General features: G+C 70.7%; 12 protein-coding genes and 2 tRNA genes. 6 read left to right on the plus strand and 8 right to left on the minus strand.

Features of this window, described 5'->3' with window-relative positions:
- Positions 1–37: 37 nt before the first annotated feature.
- Entirely contained in the window at positions 38–427 is a 390-nt protein-coding gene (locus ACQPXB_RS35335) for a hypothetical protein (protein WP_432845903.1), read from the plus strand.
- Here ACQPXB_RS35335 and ACQPXB_RS35340 read toward each other — a convergent pair.
- Both ACQPXB_RS35340 and ACQPXB_RS35345 read right to left on the minus strand, forming a co-directional pair.
- Complete coding sequence (locus ACQPXB_RS35340) at positions 424–2,643, minus strand: MMPL family transporter (protein WP_432845904.1); 2,220 nt, start codon at positions 2,641–2,643, stop codon at positions 424–426. The two genes, ACQPXB_RS35335 and ACQPXB_RS35340, sit on opposite strands and share 4 nt — an antisense overlap.
- Positions 2,644–2,751: 108 nt before the next feature.
- Positions 2,752–3,204, minus strand: a complete 453-nt coding sequence (locus ACQPXB_RS35345) for a MarR family winged helix-turn-helix transcriptional regulator (RefSeq protein WP_386955933.1) — start codon at positions 3,202–3,204, stop codon at positions 2,752–2,754.
- Positions 3,205–3,358: 154 nt separating this feature from the next.
- Here ACQPXB_RS35345 and ACQPXB_RS35350 point away from each other — a divergent pair, with 154 nt between their 5' ends.
- The 3 genes from ACQPXB_RS35350 to ACQPXB_RS35360 all read left to right on the plus strand — a co-directional run bounded on the left by ACQPXB_RS35350 (position 3,359) and on the right by ACQPXB_RS35360 (position 5,582).
- A complete protein-coding gene (locus tag ACQPXB_RS35350; protein WP_432845905.1) occupies positions 3,359–4,129 on the plus strand; it encodes an SDR family NAD(P)-dependent oxidoreductase in 771 nt (256 codons plus the stop codon).
- 28 nt (positions 4,130–4,157) lie between these two features.
- Positions 4,158–4,991, plus strand: a complete 834-nt coding sequence (locus ACQPXB_RS35355) for an aldo/keto reductase (RefSeq protein ID WP_432845906.1) — start codon at positions 4,158–4,160, stop codon at positions 4,989–4,991.
- 63 nt (positions 4,992–5,054) lie between these two features.
- Entirely contained in the window at positions 5,055–5,582 is a 528-nt protein-coding gene (locus tag ACQPXB_RS35360) for a GNAT family N-acetyltransferase (RefSeq protein ID WP_432845907.1), read from the plus strand.
- Here the strand turns inward: ACQPXB_RS35360 and ACQPXB_RS35365 are convergent.
- The 4 genes from ACQPXB_RS35365 to ACQPXB_RS35380 all read right to left on the minus strand — a co-directional run bounded on the left by ACQPXB_RS35365 (position 5,537) and on the right by ACQPXB_RS35380 (position 10,035).
- A complete protein-coding gene (locus tag ACQPXB_RS35365) occupies positions 5,537–6,361 on the minus strand; it encodes an SAM-dependent methyltransferase (RefSeq protein WP_432845908.1) in 825 nt (274 codons plus the stop codon). The two genes, ACQPXB_RS35360 and ACQPXB_RS35365, sit on opposite strands and share 46 nt — an antisense overlap.
- 96 nt (positions 6,362–6,457) lie before the next feature.
- On the minus strand, positions 6,458–7,552 hold the full coding sequence (locus ACQPXB_RS35370; RefSeq protein WP_432845909.1) for a WD40/YVTN/BNR-like repeat-containing protein: 1,095 nt from the start codon (positions 7,550–7,552) through the stop codon (positions 6,458–6,460).
- A 320-nt stretch (positions 7,553–7,872) separates the two neighbouring features.
- Positions 7,873–8,433: a type 1 glutamine amidotransferase domain-containing protein gene (locus ACQPXB_RS35375; protein ID WP_366586523.1), complete on the minus strand. Its 561-nt coding sequence runs from the start codon at positions 8,431–8,433 to the stop codon at positions 7,873–7,875.
- Positions 8,434–8,493: 60 nt separating this feature from the next.
- A complete protein-coding gene (locus ACQPXB_RS35380) occupies positions 8,494–10,035 on the minus strand; it encodes a PP2C family protein-serine/threonine phosphatase (protein ID WP_366586525.1) in 1,542 nt (513 codons plus the stop codon).
- Positions 10,036–10,189: 154 nt separating this feature from the next.
- Here ACQPXB_RS35380 and ACQPXB_RS35385 point away from each other — a divergent pair, with 154 nt between their 5' ends.
- Positions 10,190–14,911, plus strand: coding sequence for a HAMP domain-containing protein (locus ACQPXB_RS35385; RefSeq protein WP_366586684.1), 4,722 nt, complete (start codon positions 10,190–10,192; stop codon positions 14,909–14,911).
- On the opposite strand, the gene ACQPXB_RS35390 is transcribed toward ACQPXB_RS35385, so the two are convergent.
- Positions 14,863–14,936: transfer RNA gene (locus ACQPXB_RS35390), tRNA-Gly, on the minus strand. The genes ACQPXB_RS35385 and ACQPXB_RS35390 overlap by 49 nt on opposite strands.
- A gap of 108 nt (positions 14,937–15,044) precedes the next feature.
- Here ACQPXB_RS35390 and ACQPXB_RS35395 point away from each other — a divergent pair.
- Positions 15,045–15,118 (plus strand) — tRNA-Pro (locus tag ACQPXB_RS35395).
- A 367-nt stretch (positions 15,119–15,485) separates the two neighbouring features.
- On the opposite strand, the gene ACQPXB_RS35400 is transcribed toward ACQPXB_RS35395, so the two are convergent.
- Positions 15,486–16,484 (minus strand): DUF6454 family protein, encoded by a 999-nt coding sequence (locus ACQPXB_RS35400; protein WP_432845910.1) that lies wholly within the window; start codon positions 16,482–16,484, stop codon positions 15,486–15,488.
- Positions 16,485–16,660 lie beyond the last annotated feature (176 nt).

The following is a 16,660-nucleotide window of genomic DNA, read 5'->3' on the forward strand; positions in this document are numbered from 1 at the left end:
CACGCGGGTGAGAGGTCAGCGAACCAGGGGGTCAGCCGTGGTCAGTCGACGCCGAACCGTGCTGTGGCTCTGCGGCGCAGGACTGGTCCTCTGCGCCGGCCTCCTGGTCATCTCCGGCACTCCCACCGTGTGGCTCGGCCGGCAGATCACCGACACTCGGACATTGCCCGTGCCGACCCGGGCCGAGGCCGAAGCCCTGCTGAGCCAGGCAACCGGCTTCGCCCGGGCCCGCGCCGCCCGCGGTGGAGGGCGCGCGCAGCCAACCGGAAAACGGCACCATCCAGGAGCCGAGGTGCTGCACATCCGCGGCACCCGCGCCGACGGCACCTCCTACACCGCCGACTTCTCCGCCGTCCGGACCACGGACGGGCAGATCCGCAGCCAGAACGCCGTCTACTGGTTCAGCACCTTCGACAAACCGGCCTAAGTGGACGGTGTCGACTCCGGCGAAGGCGAAGGCGAAGGCACCGGCGACGGCACCTCCGGCACCCCCTCCGGCTCCGGCTCCAGGTGCGGCAACAACCGGTCCAGCCAAGGCGGCAGCCACCAACTGTGCTTCCCCAGCAGGAACATCGCCGCCGGCACGATGATGAGCCGGATGATCGTCGCGTCGATCAGGACGCTGACGCCGAGGCCCAGGGCCAGGATCTTGATCACCACGTTCGGCGAAGCCAGGAACGCGAAGAACACGCACACCATGATCACCGCGGCCGAAGAGATCACCCGGGCGGTCACGGCGAGACCATCGGCCACGCTCGCGTGGTTGTCCTTCGTCCGCAGCCAGGCCTCGTGCACCCGCGAGAGAAGGAACACCTCGTAGTCCATCGACAGGCCGAACACGATGGCGAACATGATCATCGGCACGTAGGACTCGATGGGCACCTTCTCGTGCACCCCCAGCAGCGCCCCGCCCCAGCCCCATTGGAACACCGCGACGATCACGCCATACGAAGCGGCGATGGACAGCAGGTTCAGCAATGCGGCCTTCAACGCCAGCACCGGGCTGCGGAAAGACAGCAACAGCAACACGAACGCGGCCGCCACCACAACGCCGATGATCGTGGGCAGGCGGGCGGCCACGATGTCGCGGAAGTCGAGCTGGCCCGCCGTCATGCCGGTGACGTAGCTGGTCGCGCCGGCCAGCGCCGGGGGCAGGGTCTGGGTGCGCAGGGTGGCGAGGAGCTCGTCGGTCGCGGCGTCCTGCGGGCCGGTGGTGGGCGTGACGGTGGACAGCATCACCGCGCCGTCCGGGCTGGGGGTCATCGGAGTGGCCGAGGCGACGCCGGGGGTTTTGGCCAGGGCCTGCTGCACGGTCGAACCCAAGGCGGCGTCGGAGGATTCCACGACGACGGTGAACTGGCCGTTGGCGCCCGGGCCGAAGCCGCTGCTGATGGCGTCGTAGGCCTGGCGCGTGGTGGTCCCGGCGGGGTCGGCGCCCTCGTCGATGTGGCCGAGCTGCATGGAGAACGCGGGGATGGCGAGCACGGCGGCCACCAGCACGCCGCCGCCGAGGTAGCGCCAGGGATGGCGGTCGATGCGCACGGCGTAGCGGTGCCAGGCGCTTTCCTTGCCGTCGGCCGACTGCTCGGCCACGGGCTTGCGCACGTGCCAGCGGTCGATCCGCCGTCCGGACAGGCCGAGCAGCGCGGGCACGAGCGTGGTCGCCGCGATGCCGGCCACGACCACCGTGATCGCGGCGGCCAGGCCGAGCTTGCCGATGAACGCGACGCCCACGGTGAACAGGCCCATCAGCGCGATGACCACTGTCGTCGCGGCGATGAGCACCGAACGGCCGCTCGTCGCGACGGTGCGGCCGGCGGCCGTGACCGGATCGGCGCCGTCGAGCAGGTGCTGGCGGAAGCGCGTGGTGAGGAAGAGGGCGTAGTCGATGCCGACGCCGAGGCCGATCATGATCGCGAGCGTCGGCGACGCCGTGGCGAAGCTGATCGCGGCCGCCAGCAAGCCGAGGACGCCGAGACCCGTGGCGACGCCGATCACCGACGTGACGATGGGCAGGCCGGCGGCGATGACGCTGCCGAAAGCCAGCAGCAGCACCAGGATCGCGACGATGATGCCCACGGACTCCGAGCGCAGGTCGCCCGCGCCGGGTTCGGCCGCCTTGCCGAGCGCGCCGCTGTAGTCGACCTGGACGCCGGCCGCTCGGACGGGGTCGGTGGCCTTGTCGATGCCGTCGACGAGGCCGGTGCCGAGCGTGGCGGGCTTGTCGTCGAACTGGATGTTGGCGAAGGCGACGCGGCCGTCGGGCGCGGTGGTGCCCGGCGCGAGCGGGTCGGACAGCGACACGACGTGGGGCACGGCGCGAACCTGCGCCGCGGCCTGCTCGATGGCCGCGCTCTGGCTGCTCAGCGTGCCGGAGTCGGTGGTGAAGACCAGGCGCGCGCTGTTGGAACCGCCGACGATGCCGTGCTCGGCGAGCACGGCGCTGCCGCGGCCGGACTCGGCGTCGGGCAGGCTGAAGTCGTCACTGTACGTGCCCCCCACGAGGTTGTTGGCCACCGTCGCGCCGGCCAGCACCAGGATCCAGACGACGATCACCGGCCACGGGTGCCCGGCACACCAGCGGCCGAGGCGCTCGAGTATTCCGGCGGGAGCTTCTTCCGTGGTACGAGCGTTTTCCGTCATTTCGCCACCCGGCTTCCGGGAGTTTTCCCGGTTCAGCGTCACGCCTGGAACCGCTCCCGCCTAGGGCCGAAGGTCCTCGGAGGGCCCCAGCCGGATGGTGACGCTGCGTTACTGCTTCGCGAAGGCGAGCGACCCCAGCGCGCCGACGAGGGGCGCCAGTTCCGGCAGCTCCTCGGCCTCGGCGAGCGCGGCCGACAGCGTGGCGTCGTGCGTCGGGCGGGCCGCGTCCAGCAGCTCGCGGCCCGCGACGGTCACCTCGGTGTAGATGCCGCGCCGGTCCGTCGGGCAGAGGTAACGCGACAGCAGGCCGCGGTCCTCGAGTCGCGTGACCAGGCGGGTGGTGGCCGACTGGCTCAGCACCACGGCGTTGGCCAGCTGGTTCATCCGCAGGTGGAAGCCGTCCTGGCGGGCGAGCACGTCGAGCACGGTGTACTCGCTCACCGACAGCTCGTGGTCGCGCTCCAGCGCGCGCTGCAGCCGGTCTTCGATGCGCGCGTGCAACGCGGCCAGAGTGCGCCAGCCCTGCGCCCGGGCCTCCACGGCGTCGTCAGCCAGTGACACGGTTCACCCCTTCTCGCCGACCCCCGCGGTTGCGGGTGGTTCGCCCTTCAGGCAGTATCGAGCGTGTGCAAATAACCGCGTGTGCAAGTATTGCCGACGCTCGTAATCGTCTGCTGTCACTGTACTCGCGAACGCAGGAAGGGGTATCCACCCGATGAACATCGACCTGAGCGGGCGCACCGCGCTGGTCACCGGGTCCACCGCCGGCATCGGCGAGGCCGCGGCCGCCGCGCTGGCCGCCGCCGGGGCCGACGTGGTGGTGAACGGCCGCAACGCCGACCGCGTCGACGAGGTCGCGAAGCGCCTGGGCGTGCGCGGGATCGCCGCCGACGTCGGCACGGCCGACGGGGTCGCTTCGGTCATCGAGCAACTGCCGGACGTGGACGTGCTGGTGAACAACGCGGGCGTCTTCGCGGCGATCCCGGTGTTCGAGATCAGCGACGAGGAGTGGCTGCGGATCTACCAGGTCAACGTGCTCTCGGGCGTGCGCCTGACGCGGCACTACGCACCCAGGATGGTGAATCGCGGGTGGGGCCGGGTGATCTTCGTCAGCAGTGAATCGGCGGTCCAGCCGCCGACCGAGATGGTCCACTACGGTATGACGAAGACGGCCCAGCTGGCGTTGTCCCGCGGGATGGCTCAGGAGGTGGCCGGCACGGGCGTCACCGTCAACAGCGTGCTGCCCGGACCCACGCTCACCGAGGGCGTGCGCGAGTTCGTGAGCAGTCTGTACCCGGACCTCGACTTCGCCGAGGCCGAGCGGCGGTTCATGGCCCAGGACCGTCCGACTTCCCTGCTGGGCCGCCTGATCCGCCCGGAGGAGGTGGCGAACCTCATCACCTACGTCGCCTCTGACCAGGCCGCCGCGACCACCGGGGGCGCGCTGCGCGTCGACGGCGGGGTCGCGTCGGCGATCATTCCGTGAGTTTCTTTGCTATGGAAGGGTTTTCGAGTTGACCAGCGTTCCTGTCACCAAGTTGAACAACGGCGTCGAGATGCCACAGCTCGGCTTCGGCGTCTTCCAGGTGCCGCCCGCCGAGACGAAGGCCGCGGTGAAGACCGCCCTCGACGCCGGCTACCGCAGCATCGACACCGCCACGGCCTACGGCAACGAAGCCGCGGTCGGCGAGGCCCTCGCCGAGTCGGGCATCCCCGCCGACGAGCTGTTCATCACCACCAAGCTGTGGAACAGCGACCAGGGCTACGACGAGACGCTGCGCGCGTTCGACTCCAGCATCGCCGCCCTGGGCCTCGAGCGGCTCGACCTCTACCTCATCCACTGGCCGCTGCCCTCGCGCGACAAGTACATCGCGACGTGGAAGGCGCTGGAGAAGCTCTACGCCGACGGCCGCGTGCGCGCCATCGGCGTGTCCAACTTCCAGCCGGCGCACCTGCGCCGCGTGCTCGACGAGGGCAGCGTGGTTCCGGCTGTGAACCAGATCGAGCTGTCGCCGTACCTCGTGCAGCAGGAACTGCGCACCTTCCACGCCGACCACGGCATCGCCACGGAGGCCTGGAGCCCGCTGGCCAAGGGCGGCGACCTCCTGGGCGAGCAGGCCGTCGCCGAGGTCGCCGCCGCGCACGGGCGCACCCCGGCCCAGGTCGTGCTGCGCTGGCACCTGCAGCTGGGCAACGTGGTCATCCCGAAGTCCGTCACGCCCTCCCGCGTGGCCGAGAACTTCGACGTCTTCGGCTTCACCCTCACCGACGCCGAGCTGGCGAGCCTGTCCGCGCTCGACCGCGGCCTGCGCACGGGTCCGGACCCGGACACGTTCGACGTGGCGTGAGATCGTGTTGAAACGGGCGGCTTCCCACGTGGGAGCCGCCCGTTTTTCGTTCTACGGTGCGATATGGAGATCGAGCTGCGGGACTGGCTGCCCGACGACGCCGCGTGGTACGTCGCGCAGGTGCAAGACCCCGACACGCTGCGCTTCACCACGGAACGGGCGACGCTGACGGTCGCGGAGTTCCGGCGCGCGCTGGAGGCGTTGCGCCGCAACGAGAACGCCGTCGGCTTCGTCGCCATCGCCGCCGGGTCCGGCGAACGGCTGGCCAACGTCGCGGCGGAGCGCAGAGGTGCCGTCGCCGAGGTCAGTTACTGGGTGGCAGCCTCCGCGCGAGGCCGCGGAGTCGCACGGCGCGCGCTCGCCGAGCTGTGCCGCCGGGTGAGCGCCGCGTGGCCCGGCACCGAGATCCGCCTCTGGACGCACGCCGACAACGTCGCTTCGCGGCGGGTGGCCGAGCACGCCGGCTTCGGCCGCGTCGAAGGCCCGCCCACGAAGGAGGTCGGTGGCCAGGTCTGGCCGGTGGTCCACTACGCCAGGGAAAACCGTCAGGAAGACTCCGGCTTCCTCGCCACGCCACCCAACGTCAGGTAGTTCAGATCCCCCAACGGAGTCATCCTCGGACCGTCCGGCCACCACTCGTGCAGCGGGCCCAGGCCCGGCTCCAGCAGCTCCAGCCCGGTGAAAAACGACTTGATCTCCTCGCGCGAGCGGTGCACCGTGCCGAGGCCCGTGCCCTGGAAGGTCGAGTCGATGAGGTGCGCCAGGGCCTGGCGAGGGGGGTCCGCGGGGGGTGTGTAGTGGTGGGTGAGCAGGAGGTACGAGCCGGGGGCCAGCTGGTCGACGTAGCTGCGCACGATGAACTGCGCGCGGTCGAGGTTGTCGATGTGGTGGACGATCGAGCACAGCAGCAGGGCGATCGGGCGGTCGAAGTCGAGGTGGCGGTAGACGATGGGGTCGCCGAGGGTGGCGCCGGGGTCGGTGAGGTCGGCGCCGGAGACGTGGGTGCGGTCGTTGGTCTCCAGGACGGCGCGGCCGTGGACCTGGACGACCGGGTCGTTGTCGACGTACACCACGCGTGCGTCGGGGTTGTGGCGCTGGGCGACCTCGTGGGTGTTCTCCGCCGTGGGCATGCCGGAGCCGAGGTCGAGGAACTGGTCGATGCCCCGGTCGGCGGCGAGGTGGCGGACCACGCGCATGAGCCATTCGCGGTGCTCGCGCGCCATGGCCTGGGCGCCCGGGGCGACGGCGAGCAGGCGCTGGAGCATCACGCGGTCGGCTTCGTAGTGGTCGCAGCCGCCGAGCAGAGCGTCGGACAGGCGGGCCAGGCTGGGCCGGTCGTGGTCGAAGCGCGTCGAGGTCCCCGAAACCACCACTGCCCCCTTCGCGCCACGGACAGTGCACAGGGTACGACACCGGGTTCACCCCGGGAACCCACTCCCCGCAGCCTGCTCCACCTGCAGTAACGCTCAGGAGAACGAGAGTTCTACCCACGTGCTCCCGGCGTCGGTCGTCCGATACACAGCGGAGCCGCTCTCGGCGTCCGGCAGGCCGTCGACGACCACGCCGACGCCGTCGCCCACGAAGGCCAGATCCGACAGCCCCACGCCCCGATCAGACAGCACCGCGGTGGTCCACGTGTGGCCGCCGTCGGTGGTGTGGTGGAGGAAGCCGTCGCCGCCGCCCTCTGCCGCGACGGTCGCGGTGTCGGCGGTCGCCGCGCCGAAGCCCTGCGTGATGCCGACGGCCGGCGCGTAGGCCGTGCCGCTGAACGGGCCGCCCAGCCTCGGCGCGCGCCACATCCGCCGCTCCGACGAACCCGGCTGCGGTGAACCCGGGCTGCTGCTGCACAACGCGATCACCTGCCCGGCCCGCACCCCGCCCAGCGACGCCGTGGTCCCCGACGGGCACGGCGGCGAAGCGGGCGTGAACACGACACCGTCCCGCGAAGTCCAGTACTCCTCGGTGCGGTAGTCGGCGCCCAGCGCGATCTGCACCCCGCCCGCGGTGGCCACATCGCCGTAGGTGATCCCGCCCGTGACCTCGAACCCCGGCAGCGGCGCCAGCACGGGCCCGCCGGCCGGGCCCGAGTACACGGACGTGGTGTTGCCGTACGAATTGCTCGTGACCACGGCGAAAATCCGCCCGCCCGTCTCGGCCAGCGCCGACACGTACCGCTGCCCGCCGCCGGCGACCAGGACGGTGAACCAGTGACGGCCGCCGTCGCGGGTGGCGAGGATGCGGGAACCGTCGGTGACGTACAGGTGCTCGGTGCTCGCGGCGACGAGCCGGACGTGGTTGTGGTTGTCCGGCAACGACATCGGCGGCGCGCCGAGCCGCCGCCAGTGCGCGCCGCCGTCGGTCGTGGCGAGCAGGACCGGGCACCAGCCCGGCTCGCCGCAGTCGGTGTAGCCGAGCACGAAGCCGTGCTCCGGCCCGGTCCAGCTCGTGGACGCGGGCGCGAAGCCGGCGGGGACGGCAGGAGCGGCGGTGGCGGAGGCAGGGACGAGGGCCAGCACGGCGAGTGCGGCCGCGACGACGGCGGCGCACCGGGTGGATTTCATGATCGGCAGACGTCCGGCTCTCACCCAGGTTGCCCGCCTGCCCCCGGACGGTGCGGAATTCAGCCCTTCGGCTTCCGCGGCGCCGGAGGCGCGGGTGGCCCCGGAGGTTCCGGAGGTTCCGGCTGAGGAACCTGAACCTCCTTCACGGCCTTGTCCCCGGCAGGGGCGGGCGTGTCGAAGTGCTCCCGGCACCACCGGCCGTATCGCCTCGAATGCACTGTCATCGCGTCACCTCCTCCCGGATCGCACGGCTCGGACCCATCAAGGGTCCCCCGCGGACCGGAAGAGCGCCACTGCTTTGCGCGTGTCGATGACAAGCCTCAGCCGACCGGGTGGCGCCCCTCGGCGAACTCCTCGATCACCTTCGCGCAGAAGGCCGGCAGGTCGTCCGGGTTCCGGCTGGACACGAGACCGTTGTCCACCACCACTTCTTCGTCGACGACGGTGCCGCCCGCGTTGCGGATGTCCGTGCGCACGCTGGGAAACGACGTCAGCGTGCGACCGCGGAGAACGTCGGCCTCCACGAGCGTCCACGGTCCGTGGCAGATCACGCCGACGGGTTTGCCCGCGCGCACGAAGTCGCCCGCGAATCGCACGGCCGCCGGGTCGCGGCGCAGGTTGTCGGGGTTCATCGTGCCGCCGGGCAGCAGGAGGGCGTCGTAGTCGTCCGCGGAGACGTCGGCGACGAGCCGGTCGACCGGGAACGTGGCGCCCTTGTCGATGTCGCCGTTCATGGCCTGGATCTCGCCGTCGGCGAGCGAGACCAGGTCCGCCGTCGCGCCTTCGGCGGTGACCGCCTTGCGCGGCTGTTCCAGCTCCACCTGCTCGACGCCGTCGGCGGCCAGGATGGCCACCTTGCGGCCCTGAAGTGCGTTCCCCATCGGGTTTCCCTCCATCCGGGTCCGAGTGACTGGTCCCCGGCTACCCACGTGGCGGACCGCTCAATCCGCGCGTGTCGCGGCTTCGATCGCGAGCACGGCGATGTCGTCGTGGCCGGAGTTGCCCAGCCACGCGCGCACGGCCTCGCGCAGCCGCGCGACGACCCGGTGCGCAGGCAGCCCGACGCAGTCGGCGAGGACGCTGTGGAACCGCTCGTCGCCGAACAGCTCGGCCGATTCCGTGCGGTTGCGCGCTTCCGTGACGCCGTCGGTGTAGAGCAGGCAGACGTCGCCCTCGTCGAGGTGCACCGTCGCCTCGGCGAAGCGGGCCTGCGGCGAGATCCCGACGAGCGTGCCCGGCACGCTCACCTCCTCGACCCCGCCGTCGCGGCGCAGCACGAGCGGCGCCGGATGCCCGCCCGAGGCGAGCGTGACGTCGAGCCCCGATTCCGCCGGCACCACCGAGCCGAGCACGAGCGTCGCGAAGCGGTTGGAGCCGCCGGCGATGAGCAGTTCGTTGAGCAGGCGCAGCATCGTGCGCCCGTCTCGTTCCACGAGCTGCAGCGCGGCCAGCGAATGCCGCACGCGGCCGGTGAGCGCGGCCGCCTCGGCGCCCTTGCCGCAGATGTCGCCGACCACCACGAACGCGCTGCCGTCGTCGCGGGCGAGCACGTCGTAGAAGTCTCCGCCCACCCCGAGAACGCCGCCGGCCGGCTCGTACCAGAGCTCGAAGGTGGCGCCCTCGACCTCGGCCGGCGGGGTCGGCTTCAGCGTGGTCTCCAGGCCGCGCGTCGCTTCTTCCTGACGCGCGTAGCGCTGCGCGTTGGCCAGCGCCGTGCCCGCGGCCGTGGCGAACGCCTCGATCGCCCGCGGCTGCCCGGCGCCGAACGCCGGTTCCGAGCGCCGCCCGATCAGCACCGCGCCCGTGACGCCGCCCTCGTCGACGCCCAGCGACACCACCGAAACCTCGGCGTGGCCGGAGAATCGCTCGGCCACCGCGGCGGGCATCGTCGCCACCTCCGCGGCCGGCACCACGCGCACCTCGGGCGGGCCGACGGCCGCGAAGGTCTCGGCCACGGCCGGCGCGTGCTGCGCCGGCACCCGCCGGATGCGGCCGTGGCCGGGCGCGCCGTGGTCCTCGCAGCTCCACCACTCCCAGCGGCCGCGGGTGGTGGGCAGCAGCACGAACACGCAGTCGCCCAGCGCCGACGCGGCCAGCTCGGCGATCACGCGCGCCGTGCCGTGGCGGCCGCGGGCCGCCGCGAGTTTCGGACCGGCTTCCGCGAGGAACTCCTCAGGGCGGCGAGGACTGTCGTCGACCACGGTCCACACGCGCCAGCCCTCGGGCAGCGCACGCACGTGCGCGGCGCGGCGGACCTCACCGAGGTCGATGCGGCCGGTGGTCTCCGTCACGGTGTCGAGCACGGGCGGGCCTTCGGCGGCCAGCGTGCGCGCGGCCGCGTTGGCCCAGCGCACAGCGCCGGCCGGGTCCTGGACGAACACGGGGTCCCGCACGTCTTCGAGCACCGAACGCCAGAACCCCCCGTACTCGGGCAGCTCGGCGCCGGGTGGCAGGGCCGACGCCGGAGCGGGCCGTGACACCATGCACGAACCTCCTGCCTCCGGGTCGACCGACTTGTCGTCAGTACAAGGTTGGCACAGCGTGAGCGGGCGGACTGGCTCGAAGTGTAGGGCGAACCGTGGCACGCTGGGTCGACGACCATGGCTGGCACACGCGTGGTGGAGAGGGTCGGCACACATGACAACCGGTTCCGAGCGGGACGAGATCACCGGTGGCACGGGCATCCCCGCCGGTGAGGCGGCCGCGCTGGAGCGGCTCCTGGCCGCCGTCCGTGACCTCGGCGAAGGCAACTTCCGCCGTCGGCTCGTGGCGAGCGGCGACGGGATCGCAGCTCAGCTCGCGGGCGCGTTCAACGACATCGCCGAGCGCAACCAGCGGCTCGTGACGGAACTCATGCGCGTGCGCGGCGCCGTCGGGCAGGAGGGCCGGCTCACCGAGCGCGTGCGCGCGGAGATCGGCCCCGGTGGTTGGACCACCGCCGTCGAGACCGTCAACGGGCTCATCGAGGACGTCAGCAAGCCCGTGGTGGAGCTCGACCGGGTGCTCGGCGCCGTGGCCGAGGGCGACCTGTCGCAGCCGATGGCGCTGCAGCTGGACGGCAAGCCGCTGCAGGGCCAGTACGCCGACCTCGCGAAGACCGTGAACGGCCTGCTCGCCCAGCTTTCGCGCTTCGCCGCCGAAGTGATCCGCCTCTCGCGCGAGATCGCCGGCGAGGGCCGCCTGGGCGGTCAGGCCGAGGTCCCCGGCGTGGCCGGCACCTGGCGCGACCTCACCGACTCCGTGAACTTCCTCGCCGACAACCTCACCGAGCAGGTCCGCAACATCGCCCAGGTCACCACGGCCGTGGCGCGCGGCGACCTGACCAAGAAGATCGACGTCGACGCCCGCGGCGAGATCCTCGAGCTCAAGACCACCATCAACACCATGGTCGACCAGCTCTCCGCGTTCGCCGACGAGGTCACGCGCGTCTCGCGCGAGGTCGGCAGCGAGGGCCGCCTCGGCGGCCAGGCCCGGGTGCCCGGCGTCGCCGGCACCTGGCGCGACCTCACCGACTCGGTGAACCTGATGGCCGACAACCTCACCGACCAGGTCCGCAACATCTCGCAGGTCGCCACGGCGGTCGCGGCGGGCGACCTGACCAAGAAGATCGACGTCGACGCCCGCGGCGAGATCCTGCAGCTCAAGACCACGCTCAACACGATGGTCGACCAGCTCTCCGCCTTCGCCGACGAGGTCACCCGCGTCGCCCGCGAGGTCGGCAGCGACGGCCGGCTCGGCGGCCAGGCCGAGGTGCCGGGCGCGGCCGGCACCTGGCGCAACCTCACCGACTCGGTCAACCAGATGGCCGACAACCTCACCGACCAGGTCCGCAACATCTCCCACGTGACCACCGCCGTGGCGAAGGGCGACCTGACGCAGAAGATCACCGTCGACGCGCGCGGCGAGATCCTCGAGCTCAAGACGACGATGAACACGATGGTCGACCAGCTCTCGGCCTTCGCCGACGAGGTCACGCGCGTGGCGCGCGAAGTCGGCACGGAAGGCATGCTGGGCGGCCAGGCACAGGTCCCCGGCGTCGCCGGCATCTGGCGCGACCTGACCGGGTCCGTGAACTTCATGGCCAACAACCTCACCGCGCAGGTCCGCAACATCGCGCAGGTGGCCACGGCCGTGGCGCGCGGCGACCTGACCAAGAAGATCGCGGTGGACGCCCGCGGCGAGATCCTCGAGCTGAAGACCACGCTGAACACGATGGTGGACCAGCTTTCCGCGTTCGCCGACGAGGTCACGCGAGTCGCGCGCGAGGTCGGTACCGAGGGGAAGCTCGGCGGCCAGGCGACCGTGCCCGGCGTGGCCGGCACGTGGAAGGACCTCACCGACAACGTCAACTTCATGGCCAACAACCTCACCGACCAGGTGCGGAACATCTCGCAGGTCACCTCCGCGGTGGCGAAGGGCGACCTGACGCAGAAGATCAGCGTCGACGCGCGCGGCGAGATCCTGGAGCTCAAGAACACGCTGAACACGATGGTGGACCAGCTTTCCGCGTTCGCCGACGAGGTCACGCGGGTGTCCCGCGAGGTCGGCACCGAGGGCAAGCTCGGCGGCCAGGCGCGCGTGCCCGGCGTGGCCGGCACGTGGAAGGACCTCACCGACAACGTCAACGGCATGGCCGACAACCTCACCGAGCAGGTCCGCAGCATCGCGACCATGGCGAGTGCGGTGGCCAACGGCGACCTGTCGAAGAAGATCTCCATCGACGCCGCCGGTGAGGTCGCGGCGCTCGCGGCCACGCTGAACAGCATGGTCGAGACGCTGCGCGCGTTCGCCGACGAGGTCACGCGCGTGGCGCGCGAGGTCGGCACGGAAGGCATCCTCGGCGGCCAGGCGCGCGTGCCCGGCGTGGCCGGCACGTGGAAGGACCTCACCGAGAACGTCAACTTCATGGCGCACAACCTGACCAGCCAGGTGCGCAACATCTCGCAGGTGACCACGGCGGTCGCGCGAGGGGACCTCTCGCGCAAGATCGACGTCGACGCGCGCGGCGAGATCCTGGAGCTCAAGACCACGATGAACACGATGGTCGACCAGCTCTCCGCGTTCGCGTCGGAGGTCACGCGTGTCGCGCGCGAAGTCGGCACCGAGGGCAAGCTCGGTGGCCAGGCCGAGGTCGAAGGCGTATCCGGCACGTGGAAGCGGCTCACGGAGAGCGTGAACCAGCTGGCCGGCAACCTCACCACGCAGGTGCGCGCCATCGGCCAGGTCGCCACGGCCGTGACCGCGGGCGACCTGACCCGCCACATCACCGTGGACGCGTCCGGTGAGCTGGCGGACCTCAAGGACAACATCAACCAGATGATCGCGAACCTGAAGTCGACGACGTCGGCGAACCGCGAGCAGGACTGGCTGAAGACCAACCTCGCGCGCCTCGGCGGGCGGATGCAGGGCCACCGCGACCTCGCGTCCGTGGCCACGCTCATCCTGTCGGAGCTGGCGCCGCTGGTGAGCGCGCAGCAGGGCGCGTTCTTCCTGGCCCACGACGACGGCAGCGACCCCGGCCGCAAGGTGCTCGACTGCATCGCCGCCTACGGGCTCGCGCAGTCGCGCGCCGGGCTGCGGTTCACGCTCGGCGAGTCGCTGATCGGGCAGGCCGCCGTCGACCGGCAGACGATCCTCGTGCGCGAGGCGCCGCCGGAGTACGCGCTGGTGTCCTCGGGCCTCGGCTCGGCACCGCCGGTGAACGTGATCGTGCTGCCCGTGCTGTTCCAGGGCGAGGTGCTCGGTGTGCTGGAACTGGCGTCGGTCAACGAGTTCTCCGCCGTGCACCTGGATCTGCTGGAGCAGCTGCGCCACACCATCGGCGTCAACGTGAACACGATCCTGTCGAACTCGCGCACCGAGGCGCTGCTGACCGAATCGCAGCGGCTGGCCCAGGAGCTGCGCGCGCGTTCGGAACAGCTGCAGGCGCAGCAGGGCGAGCTGCGGCGCTCCAACACGGAGCTGGCCGAGAAGGCCGCGCTGCTGGCGCAGCAGAACCGCGACATCGAGGTCAAGAACATCGAGATCGAGCAGGCGCGCCAGGAGCTGGAGGAGCGCGCCGGGCAGCTGACCGTGGCGTCGCAGTACAAGACCGAGTTCATGGCGAACATGTCGCACGAGCTGCGAACTCCGCTCAACAGCGCGCTGATCCTCGCGAAGCTGCTGTCGGAGAACCCGGAGGGCAACCTCACGGAGAAGCAGATCCAGTTCGCCCGCACGATCTACGCGGCGGGCAGCGACCTGCAGCAGCTGATCAACGACATCCTCGACCTCGCGAAGGTCGAGGCCGGGCGCATGGACCTGCAGATGTCGGACGTGACGCTGCCGGAGCTCGTGAACTACGTCGAGTCCCTGTGCCGCCCGCTCACCGCGGACAAGGGGCTGGAGTTCGCGGTCCGCATCGATCCGCCCGTGCCCGGCAGCGTGCACACCGACGAACACCGGTTGCAGCAGGTGCTGCGCAACTTGCTGTCCAACGCCGCCAAGTTCACCGACGAGGGCGGCGTGCGGCTGCACATCCGCATGGCGTCGGCCGAGGAGGTCGAGCAGGAGGCGCTGCAGTCGGCGGCGGGGATCATCGCGTTCGCCGTGGAGGACACCGGCATCGGCATCCCCGAGGAGAAGCTGGCGATCATCTTCGACGCGTTCCGCCAGGCCGACGGCACCACCAGCCGCAAGTACGGCGGCACCGGCCTCGGGCTCTCGATCAGCCAGCAGCTCACGGAACTCATCGGCGGCGAACTGCGGGTGCGCAGCGAACCGGGCAAGGGCAGCACGTTCACGCTGTACCTGCCCGTGGGCGCCGCGAACCTCATCGCGCCCGCCGTCCCGGTGCGGCCCAAGCCGAAGCTGCCGGTCCTGCCGAGCACGATCACCGTGACCGAACCGGACAGCGCCCCGAAGCGCTTCAACGGCGAGAAGGTCCTCATCGTCGACGACGACCTGCGCAACGTCTTCGCCCTCGCCGCGGTGCTCGAACAGGCCGGCCTCGAGGTGATCTACGCCGACACGGGCGTCGCGGGCATCCGCGCCCTGGAACGCCACGAGGACACCGCGTTGGTGCTGATGGATGTGATGATGCCCGAGCTCGACGGCAACGCCACCATTGCGGCCATCCGTGCCGAGGCGGCGCACGAGGACCTGCCCGTGATTGCCGTCACAGCCAAGGCCACCGCCGAGGACCGCGAACGCACCCTCGCCTCGGGCGCCGACGACTACATCACCAAGCCGGTGGACACCGACCTGCTCCTGGACGTGATCGCCACCCGCCTCGAGGCCGACGCGGCCTCGTCTTCGCAGGTGAACGGATATGGAGCGGGTGACGGGAATCGAACCCGCGTAGCTAGTTTGGAAGACTAGGGCTCTACCATTGAGCTACACCCGCAGCGCCCCTCGGGGACCCAGTGGACCCGGAGGCTGGCCCAGCTTAGCGTGAGGGCTAGGCTGGTGCCGCACACCCCCTCCGGACCACGTTCCGGCGGGTGGCGGGCATCGGGATGTGGCGCAGCTTGGTAGCGCATCCGCTTTGGGAGCGGAGGGTCGCAGGTTCAAATCCTGTCATCCCGACTCAGGCAATTGGTTCGACCAGCGAGACGGCGGGGCTTCTCCGGGTGGAGAGACCCCGCCGTCTCGGTTTTCGTCTCAGTACAAGCCGTTATACGCAGGCCGGATGATTCGTCGTCATCCGGGCTCGCCGCCTACCCCTTCGCGGCGTCCGGCAATCGCTGGGCGGGGACAGCGATGGGCGGGCGCATGAACGAGCCAATGTGGACAGAGACCGCGGACCTGCCCATGAGGTACGGGATGTTCGCCATCGGGGACTTGACCGCGGGCTCACCCATCCCAAGCCTGCCACTCGTTACGGCACGTTGGCCATCGTCTGCCGCTCGGCGGTGATCCGCCACGCGACAACCACCTCCGTGCAGCACACGGTCTAGCCTGCCTCGTGGACCGTGGTGGTGTAGGTGTCGATCGAATCGCCCGCGGCGTACTGCGTCAACACGACACCGTCCGGGGTGGGCGTGGCGAGGATTTCGTTGGCGTTGCCGCCGCCGATCTTCGTCGGGTAGCCGTTGAGAATCGCGTGGTCGGGGTCCTCGAGGTCGATCAGGTCGAACCCGCCGTGGGACTGGATGCCTTCAGCGGCACCGGAGCAGAGCATCTTCTCGTACGGCACGTACTGGCAGTCCTGGTAGCCGACGTAGTCCGAGGGGTTCTTCCAGGTGCCGACGAGCTTCCCCTTCAGGGTCCACTCGTAGAAGGTCCGCGAGTCCCAGCTCTGGCCCACCAGGGTCTTCTTCACCGGGTCGTAGACGACGCCGCCGACGTGGTCGTAGTCGACCGTGAAGAGGGTCGTGACCTGGTAGGTCTTGATGTTGATCCGCAGGATGTCGGCCGAGCTGTGCGGCGAGTCGACCGCGAGCGGGACATACGCGTAGTCGCCGTAGACCTCGAAGCCGCCGGCGTGGGTGCGGGCGCCGTCGACGAACGCGATGTCCTTGATGAGGGTGCCGTTCTTGCCGAGGATGACGAGGTGGCCGTCGTTGGCGGTGTGGTCGTAGACCGAGATGTAGTAACGGCCGTTGTAGTACTTGAAGCCCTCTTGCTCGTAGTCGACGCCGGCAGGCTGCCAGGTCTGCGGGATGGAGCCGGACTTGGTCCAGACGGTGTTCTGGTCGACCTGCTCGAAGGCTGCCACCAGCGGAGCGTCGCGGTGGTCGGCGCCCGGGGTCTTGACGTTGTCCTTCGGGGACTCCGCGGCCGGGCCGGCCTGGACCTCGATCGGAGCGGGGTCGGCCAAGGTCGCGGCGACAGCGGTGGAGGCGATGCCGGCCACGGCGAGGGACGCGCACGCGATGACAGCGAGACGCGTGCGATTGCCGTGGCGCGAGCTCGGGTGCGCGGCGGCGGACCTGGTGGGGAAGATTCTCATGGGCCGACGCTCTCGAAGGCGTCTGGCCGGTTCGTGAAGAAGGACGGATCGGATCGCGAACCTTGCCTGAAGCCATGATCAGGTGTTCACCAAGAGGCCCACTTCGGTTTGTCCGGTAGGGCTCATTTCGCAGCTGTCGCGGACGTGCTGGTTCACGGATGGTCCCGCGCCCGCCG

This window comes from Amycolatopsis sp. CA-161197, from assembly GCF_050942255.1.
In the GTDB taxonomy this organism is placed as follows: domain Bacteria; phylum Actinomycetota; class Actinomycetes; order Mycobacteriales; family Pseudonocardiaceae; genus Amycolatopsis.